The organism is uncultured Granulicatella sp. (assembly GCF_963545075.1).
GTDB lineage: Bacteria > Bacillota > Bacilli > Lactobacillales > Aerococcaceae > Granulicatella.
This window is the reverse complement of sequence record NZ_CAUUHX010000066.1, coordinates 1-8,031: the sequence shown is the minus strand read 5'-3', so window position 1 is coordinate 8,031 and position 8,031 is coordinate 1. Positions and strand designations below refer to the sequence as shown.

Genomic DNA, 8,031 nt, shown 5'->3' with positions numbered 1-8,031 from the left:
TGTTGTACTTTTTCCTGCACCATTTGGTCCTAAGAAACCAAGAATTTCACCTTTTTTTACGTGAAAATTTAAATTATCTAATGCTTTTCTTCCGTTTCTATACGTTTTTGACAATTTTTTAACTTCTAAAAGATTTTCCATTTTTTCTTCCTTCATTCTATAATATTTCTTTAAATGAGTTATTTCTGATGCAGTGTACAATTCATTTCGATATTTGAATTTAACTTGTAATCAACCATCAGTTTTTCACCAATTCCCATTGAAAATTAATCATACCTCGTTTTCTTTTCAACTCAGTTTGAGTTTCTAAACCATCTATTTTAAAGTTATCAAAACTAATTAAAGCTTAGTAAATCAAATAATTATTAAGTTATATTATTCTTTTTATCCTCTTACCTATTGAAACTAATACTAAAAATAATATTTACAATTTTTTCTATATATTGCTCTTTTTCATCCTCACTTTCAAATTTTGAAAAGCTTGGATATGAATATTGAATTAAATTCATAATCATTTTTGCTTCTAGTAAAGGCGGGTTTTCTTTAAGGTCTGGATTAATCACTATAAGTATCTCTACAACAATGGAAACCATCTTTTGATTAAAATAAATCATTAATTTTTTAAACTCTTCATCTTTTCTTGAAAGTAACAGGATATCACTATTTAAAAAATGATTTTCCCAATTATTATCTATTCCATTAATTAGAAATTCTTTGAATTTAATTTCTGAACGAATATTTTTCCCAATAACTTCTTTTCGTAAGACTTCCATTTGATTTAAAGAATAGTTAAAAAATGTCTTAATTAACTCTTTAAAGACATCTTCCTTACTACTAAAATAATTATAAAAAACACCCACAGAAACTCCTGCAGCCTTTGTAATCTCTTTTGTTGTAATAGAACTTATGCTTCTATCCTTTAGGAGAGTATCTGTAGCCTTTATTAATTTTTGTTTATTATCATCTTTTACCATAGTCACCTCAAAATAATTTTATAATTTATAAATGAATTATAGTTCATTTCCAGAATCATTTCAACTATAAAATGAACGAAAAGTCATTTTTGATAGAAAAAATTCCACAAGATGAACTAAAGTTCATAAAAACTATTTTTATATACCTCATAAAATTTGAAATACTTAACAATATTTTTACATAATCTAGCATAGGATATTCTCTAAAATCTAACTCCTTTTATAACTACACAATAGGCAAAATATTTCTCCCAAACTTTTCAAATATTCATTATAGATAACTTTCCGTATTTACATAGGTGTCAAAACAATGTTGCATTTACACATCCATTTTGTATTTAATAAACTATTAGCTTTTTCATCCATATTTTTCTTCTCTCGCTATCTGATAGGCTTGAACATCTTTATTGTAACGTTATTGGATTATTTTTAGGTACAACCTTCTACGATTACACGCATAATGGGTGGTTTGTTTATTACTCACCTAGGATCGTGACGGACTGAAAGTCGTATAAACAAAAAAACTTATTACCATAGCAGTAGTCACAGAAGGCTTTTGCCTTCTGTGAAAGGAAAAATTGAGACATTGGCTCAATTTTTAGCCATGAGATTCGCAAAGCGAAGCTGCTGGCGTCCTTGCTATAGTAATAAAGTCTTTTACAAATAATTTAAAGTATCGGAGAAAGCAGTCTCGAGAATTTTTGTTTTAATTTTTTCCATGGAGATTGCTTTTTAAAATACGCTTCATCTACTCGTAAACAATTCTCAATATCTTTCTCAAAAATATCTTGTAACTTACATGAAATTTCCTCATCATAAATAAACGCATTAATTTCAAAATTCAATCGGAAACTTCTCATATCAAAATTTGACGTTCCAACTGTAGAAGCAACGCCATCTACAACCATTGTTTTCGCATGTAAAAAACCTTCTTCATATAAATAAATTTCTACGCCATCTTTTAATAAATTTCGACAATAATATTCAGTGGCACGATAAACAAATGGATGATCCGGTTTGCATGGAACCATAATTCGCACTTTCACCCCTGAAAGAGCTGCTACTTGTAAAGCTTCAATAACACTTTCATCTGGAATAAAATAAGGCGTTTGAATATCAATCGATTTTTTTGCCATATAAATCATTTTAACAAATCCCATTTTTATTTTTTGATAATCATTATCTGGACCTGTTGAAACGATTTGCATCGCTGTATCACCTAAGCATTCCAACATAGGGAAATATCTCTCAGAAAATGTTTTTTGATATCGTTCTGAAGCTGTCGCATTCCAATCAATAAAGAAACGAGCTTGAAGAGATAATACAGCATTCCCTCTAATTCTCAAATGTGTATCTCTCCACGGACCTAATTTTCCCTTGCCTAAATATTCATCCCCAATATTAAAGCCACCAACATAGCCAATCTTTCCATCAATAACAACAATTTTACGGTGATTCCGATAATTCATCCGTAAATTAATGATCCCAAATGTATACCCGAAAAAGGCTTCTGAACGACCACCCGCATCGTGAAGTTTCTTCCAAAATTTTTGTTTTGTAAAACGAGCTCCTAATGCATCATAAAGTACTAAAACTTCGACTCCCTGTTGCGCTTTTTCAATTAAAATCTCTAACAATTCATGCCCTAATTCATCATCGTTAAAAATATAATAGCCAATATGAATATGGTCTTTCGCATTTCTCAAATCTTCTTTTAATTGAGTAAATTTCTCCTGTCCGGTTGTTATAATCTCAACTTGATTCCCTTTTGTAATGACAGATTCATCACTTTCTAAAAATAAAACCGCTAGTTCTTTTAAATATAAATCTTCAAAAAAAGTATTATCATGTTCTAATTCCTCTAATTGGCTTTCGGCTAATTTTCTAATTCCAAATGTATCTTGGGATTTCAAATCAAAAATCCGATCTTTACTAATTTTTCTTCCAAAAAAGAAGTAAATAATAAAGCCTAAAAACGGGAAAAAGACTAAGACTAATAACCAAGCCCATGTAGCAGAAATCTCTCTTGGTTCTCTAAATACGGTAATAATCGCTCCAAGTGTATTGATAAATACTAAACCTGAAAATATCGCTGTTAATAAATCCATTTTGCTCTCCTTCCCTTCTACTTAGAAAAAAAGTGGGAAAACAAAAACTGTTTTCCCACCCGATTCATTATTTTAGTCATTTAATAAGTGAGATTTTTCTTTTCGAGATAAGTATCTTGTTCCTTTTGGAATATAAATATCACGTTTTACATAAATCAACGTTACTAATACTACTAGTGTTACGACTAATGTAGCAATAAAGTTTGCTGAAAAGCCTAAAAATCCACTTGCTAAAGCAACTTTTTCAGTTGCAAATAATGTTGGTGCTCCAATTGCACTAGCAATAGCATGGAAACCATAGCTAACAAATGTTGCAATAATGCTAGCTGTTACAACATTTAATACTGTAGAAGAAATACGAGCGTTAAATGCTGTACGAACCGTATTTCTAGCAAAGAATCCAGCAAAAGCTACAAATCCGTATCCCATTACAGAATCATGGAATGGAACAACAATATATCCTGTTCCGCTTGGATGTAAGACAGCATGTAGAATACCAAATAAAATACTTGCGATTGCTCCCCAAATTCCTCCATGACGAAGAGAAAGTAAAATTAAAGGAATAATGGCAAAGTCAATGACTACATTGCCTCCAATTGCTGGAATGTAAGAAAGCCCACTAGCAACAGCAATTGCTAACAAAACTTCTAACATAATTTTAACTGCTTTTGAACCCATGAATGTTCCCCTTTCAATGATACAACTTAATCTTTTTTATAATGTGAAGCTTCCATAATAATTGGAAGAATTACCGGACGACGTTTTGTTTGTTCAAACAAGTAGCGACTTAATCCATCACGTACTTCTTGTTTTAAACGTGGCCATTCAAAATTATCACTTGCTAAGTTTTCTTCTACAATATCAGTGACAATTTTTTGAGATTCTTGTAATAACTCTTCACTTGTCTTCATATAAACAAAGCCTCGAGATACAATTTGTGGACCCGATAAAATTTTTCCTAAACGTCTAGAAATGGTTACAACGACTACGAAAATTCCATCTTCTGATAAAATCTTACGATCTTTTAATACGATATTGCCGATATCCCCAACACCAATTCCGTCTACTAAAACATTTCCCGCTTGAACTTGGCCAGTAGCTGTCATTCTACCATTTGAAAACTCAATGACATCCCCTTTACCAGGAATGAAAATATTAGAATATGGAATTCCTAATTCATGCGCTAATTCAGCATGAGCTAATAAGCTACGATATTCCCCTTGAACTGGAATGAAGAATGTTGGTTGTAATAAATTCATCATTAGTTTTAAATCATTTGGAGTTGCATGTCCGCTTGCTTTCGCATTATCTGCCATTTCAACGACTTCAGCTTCTGCACGATAAATCATATCTTTTGTACGAGCAATTGCTGTTTCCATAGCTGTCGAAGGAGTTGTCGCAATATAAACTAAATCTCCTTGATGTAAATTCACTTGGCGGTGACGACCTTGTGCCATTTTTTGTAAAGCTTTAATCGGTTCGCCCACGTTTCCAGTTTCTAACACAACAATTTCATCATCTGCTAAACGTTTTAATTCACGTGCAGTTACGAATAAATCTTCTGAAGGAACCGTTAATTTATTTAATTTCAATGCAATATTAACAATCTCTTCTAATTCCGCACCTGTTAAGAAAATCTTTCGTCCTGATTCATAAGCTGCATTAAAGACTTGTTGAATACGTAAAATATTACTTGCCACACAAGCTACAATAATACGACCTGTCGCATCTCTGAATGTATCTAAAATACTAGCTTCGATTTTACGGTCACTAACATTTTCTTCATAACTTTCAGCATCACTAGAATCACTTAATAAGGCTAAAACATATTCTTCACCAATATCCGTAATACGTCCAAAATTACTTTGATAGCCAACCGCAGCACTTTGATCAAATTTGAAATCTCCAGTATAAACAATACTACCTTCTGATGTTTTCAAAACAATTGCTACTGAATCTGGAATCGTATGAGTCGTTTTGAAAAACTTCACTGTTACAGATTCGAAATCAATCTCTGTATTTTCAGTGACGATATGATAATCATCGAATACTTTTACTTGTTTAGAAGACTCTACATAATATTTTGCTAAAGCAATCGTTAATTCTGTCCCAAAAACTGGTGCTTGAATATTTTTTAGAAAATAAGGAAGAGCTCCTACTGCATCCGCATGACCATGGGTTAAAAATACTCCTGCAATCCGATCTTTGTTTTCTTCTAAATAAGTAAAATCTGGAATCACGACATCAATTCCTAATAATTCGTCTTCTGGATAAACCAATCCACAATCTAAGACGAAAATATCTTCATCTACTTCAACGGCATATAAACTCTTACCGTTTTCTCGAACGCCTCCTAGCGCTATTATTTTAATTGAACTCATAGTTCACCTCATCTTATTTATTTGTTGTATTTTATCTTACCAACTTGTTTACATTCTTATTCTAGAATACCATATTTACCATTTTTTGACTAACATTTCATATTTTTTCTTGGAAATAAAAAATGAGACTAGGTTCTTTCCTAGCCTCATTTCATGAATGATTAAGCTTCTTTTTCGATTAATGCTTTACGAGATAAGTTGATACGACCTTGTCCATCAATTTCAGTAACTTTTACTTTTACTTTATCTCCGATGGCTAATACATCTTCTACTTTCGCTACACGTTCATGCGCTAATTCTGAGATGTGAACTAATCCATCTTTTCCTTTTGCGATTTCAACAAAAGCTCCGAATTTTTCAATACGGCGAACAGTTCCTTCATAAACTTGTCCAGCTTCGATTTCACGTGTTAAATCTTCAATAATTTCTTTTGCACGTTGAATCATTGCTGCATCTGTTGAAGCGATTGATACATGACCTTCTTGATCGATATCAATTTTAACGCCTGTTTCATCAATAATGCTATTGATTGTTTCTCCACCACGACCGATGACTACTTTAATCTTATCTGGGTGAATAGAAATCATTTCAATCTTAGGTGCATATGGGCTTAACTCTTTACGAGGTTCAGCAATTGTAGAAGTTAATTCTTCTAAAATTTCAAAACGAGCTTTTTTCGCTTGTGTTAATGCTTCGCGTAAAATTTGTTCTGTAATTCCTTGGATTTTAATATCCATTTGTAAGGCTGTAATACCAGTTGTTGTACCAGCAACTTTAAAGTCCATATCTCCTAAGTGGTCTTCTAACCCTTGGATATCTGTTAATACTGTATAGTTTGTACCATCAGAAATTAATCCCATCGCAATACCAGCTACAGGAGCTTTAATTGGAACACCTGCTGCCATTAACGCTAATGTTCCCGCACAAATACTTGCTTGAGAAGATGAACCATTTGATTCTAAAACTTCTGATACAAGACGAATTGTATAAGGGAAATCTTCTGGAGTTGGAATCACTTGTTTCAATGCACGTTCCCCTAAAGCACCGTGACCAATTTCACGACGACCTGGACTACCAGCACGACCTACTGAACCTACAGAGAATTGTGGGAAATTGTAGTGGTGGATGAATCGTTTACCTTCTTCAATTCCTAAACCATCAATCACTTGATATTCTCCTAAAGGTGCTAATGTTGCTGAAGTTAATGCTTGAGTTTGTCCACGAGTAAATAAACCTGAACCATGAACACGTGGTAATAAGTCAATTTCTGAAGACAATGGACGAATTTCGTCAATTTTACGACCATCCGGACGTACTTTTTCTTCTGTAATTAAACGACGTACTTCGTCTTTTTCAAGATTATCGACTAATTGAGAAACTTGTTTTAATAAACCTGCTTTTTCATCATTGTCTTCTAAAACAGCTTCAAAATGTTCTAAGGCAGTTTCTTTCACTTTTTCAATATTTTCTTCACGAGCTAATTTTTCTTCAGTTTGGATTGCATTAATCATTGCTTGACTGAATAAGTCTTTCACTTGTTTTTCGATTTCTGGATCAAATGATAACAATGTTACTTCCATTTTTTCTTTTCCAATTTCTTGGACGATTTGTTGTTGGAATGCAACTAATTTTTTAATTTCTTCGTGACCGAATAATAATGCACCTAACATATCTTCTTCGCTCACTTCTTTAGCAGAGCTTTCTACCATGTTAATCGCAGTTGCAGTACCCGCTACAGATAATTCAATATCTGATAATTCAGCTTGTTCAGTTGTAGGGTTAATCACGTATTCTCCATTTACACGACCAACATCTACCCCAGCAATTGGACCATCAAATGGAATATCTGAAATACATAATGCTAAACTTGAACCAAACATCGCAGCCATTTCTGGTGGGCAGTTTGGATCTACAGACATTACTGTATTTGTAATTTGAACTTCATTACGGAAACCTTCCGCAAACATTGGACGAATTGGACGGTCAATTAAACGAGCTGTTAATGTTGCATGCTCACTTGGACGTCCTTCACGTTTAATAAATCCTCCAGGAATTTTACCTGCTGCGTACATTTTTTCTTCATAGTTAACTGTTAAAGGGAAGAAATCTGTATCCTTTGCTTGTTTTGTACCTACGGCTGCTGTTAATACAACTGTATCTCCATAACGAACTAATACAGCACCGTTTGCTTGTTTCGCTAATTGACCGATTTCAACTTGTAAAAGTCTTCCGCCCCATTCATAGCTATATACTTTTTTCTCTGACATATCGATTCTCCTTTTCTATTATTTTAAGAGTATCTTTTAAACCTACTTTTAGAAATACAAAAAGACGAATTATCACCTTCTTGTATTTCTAAAGTAAGCACGCTAAAAAGAATACTCCTTGATTGTCATACGCAATAATTTTACCATAAACGATACTGAATAACTATTTTTTTGAGTATTTTTTGAAAAAAATCCTAAAAACGATTGCATTTTCACTTCAAAGTGCTATACTAAAAAGGTAATCAATGCCTCCTTAGCTCAGTTGGTAGAGCAGTAGACTCTTAATCTATGGGTCACAGGT

General features: G+C 32.9%; 6 protein-coding genes. All 6 read right to left on the bottom strand.

The genetic code is table 11. The features are described 5' to 3' along the window. Nucleotides 1-141 (bottom strand): ATP-binding cassette domain-containing protein (locus RWZ86_RS07800; protein WP_314681159.1); only part of this gene is annotated, 141 nt, incomplete at its 3' end. Nucleotides 142-392: 251 nt separating this feature from the next. After that, nucleotides 393-974, bottom strand: coding sequence for a TetR/AcrR family transcriptional regulator (locus RWZ86_RS07795; protein WP_314681157.1), 582 nt, complete (start codon nt 972-974; stop codon nt 393-395). Nucleotides 975-1,642: 668 nt separating this feature from the next. After that, nucleotides 1,643-3,082, bottom strand: a complete 1,440-nt coding sequence (cls, locus tag RWZ86_RS07790) for a cardiolipin synthase (RefSeq protein ID WP_314681155.1) — start codon at nt 3,080-3,082, stop codon at nt 1,643-1,645. A 72-nt stretch (nt 3,083-3,154) separates the two neighbouring features. Beyond that, nucleotides 3,155-3,760, bottom strand: a complete 606-nt coding sequence (locus RWZ86_RS07785) for an energy-coupled thiamine transporter ThiT (protein ID WP_314681153.1) — start codon at nt 3,758-3,760, stop codon at nt 3,155-3,157. Between the two features lie 26 nt (nt 3,761-3,786). Beyond that, entirely contained in the window at nt 3,787-5,463 is a 1,677-nt protein-coding gene (locus RWZ86_RS07780) for a ribonuclease J (protein ID WP_314681151.1), read from the bottom strand. A 161-nt stretch (nt 5,464-5,624) separates the two neighbouring features. Further along, the gene (gene pnp / locus RWZ86_RS07775; protein ID WP_314681149.1) at nt 5,625-7,730 is read right to left on the bottom strand and encodes a polyribonucleotide nucleotidyltransferase; all 2,106 of its coding nucleotides are present in this window, start codon (nt 7,728-7,730) and stop codon (nt 5,625-5,627) included. Between the last annotated feature and the right edge of the window lie 301 nt (nt 7,731-8,031).

Coding starts and splice junctions, on each gene's coding strand:
- RWZ86_RS07795 (WP_314681157.1), bottom strand. CDS start 974: ATGGTAAAAGATGATAATAAACAAAAATTAATAAAGGCTACAGATACT.
- cls (WP_314681155.1), bottom strand. CDS start 3,082: ATGGATTTATTAACAGCGATATTTTCAGGTTTAGTATTTATCAATACA.
- RWZ86_RS07785 (WP_314681153.1), bottom strand. CDS start 3,760: ATGGGTTCAAAAGCAGTTAAAATTATGTTAGAAGTTTTGTTAGCAATT.
- RWZ86_RS07780 (WP_314681151.1), bottom strand. CDS start 5,463: ATGAGTTCAATTAAAATAATAGCGCTAGGAGGCGTTCGAGAAAACGGT.
- pnp (WP_314681149.1), bottom strand. CDS start 7,730: ATGTCAGAGAAAAAAGTATATAGCTATGAATGGGGCGGAAGACTTTTA.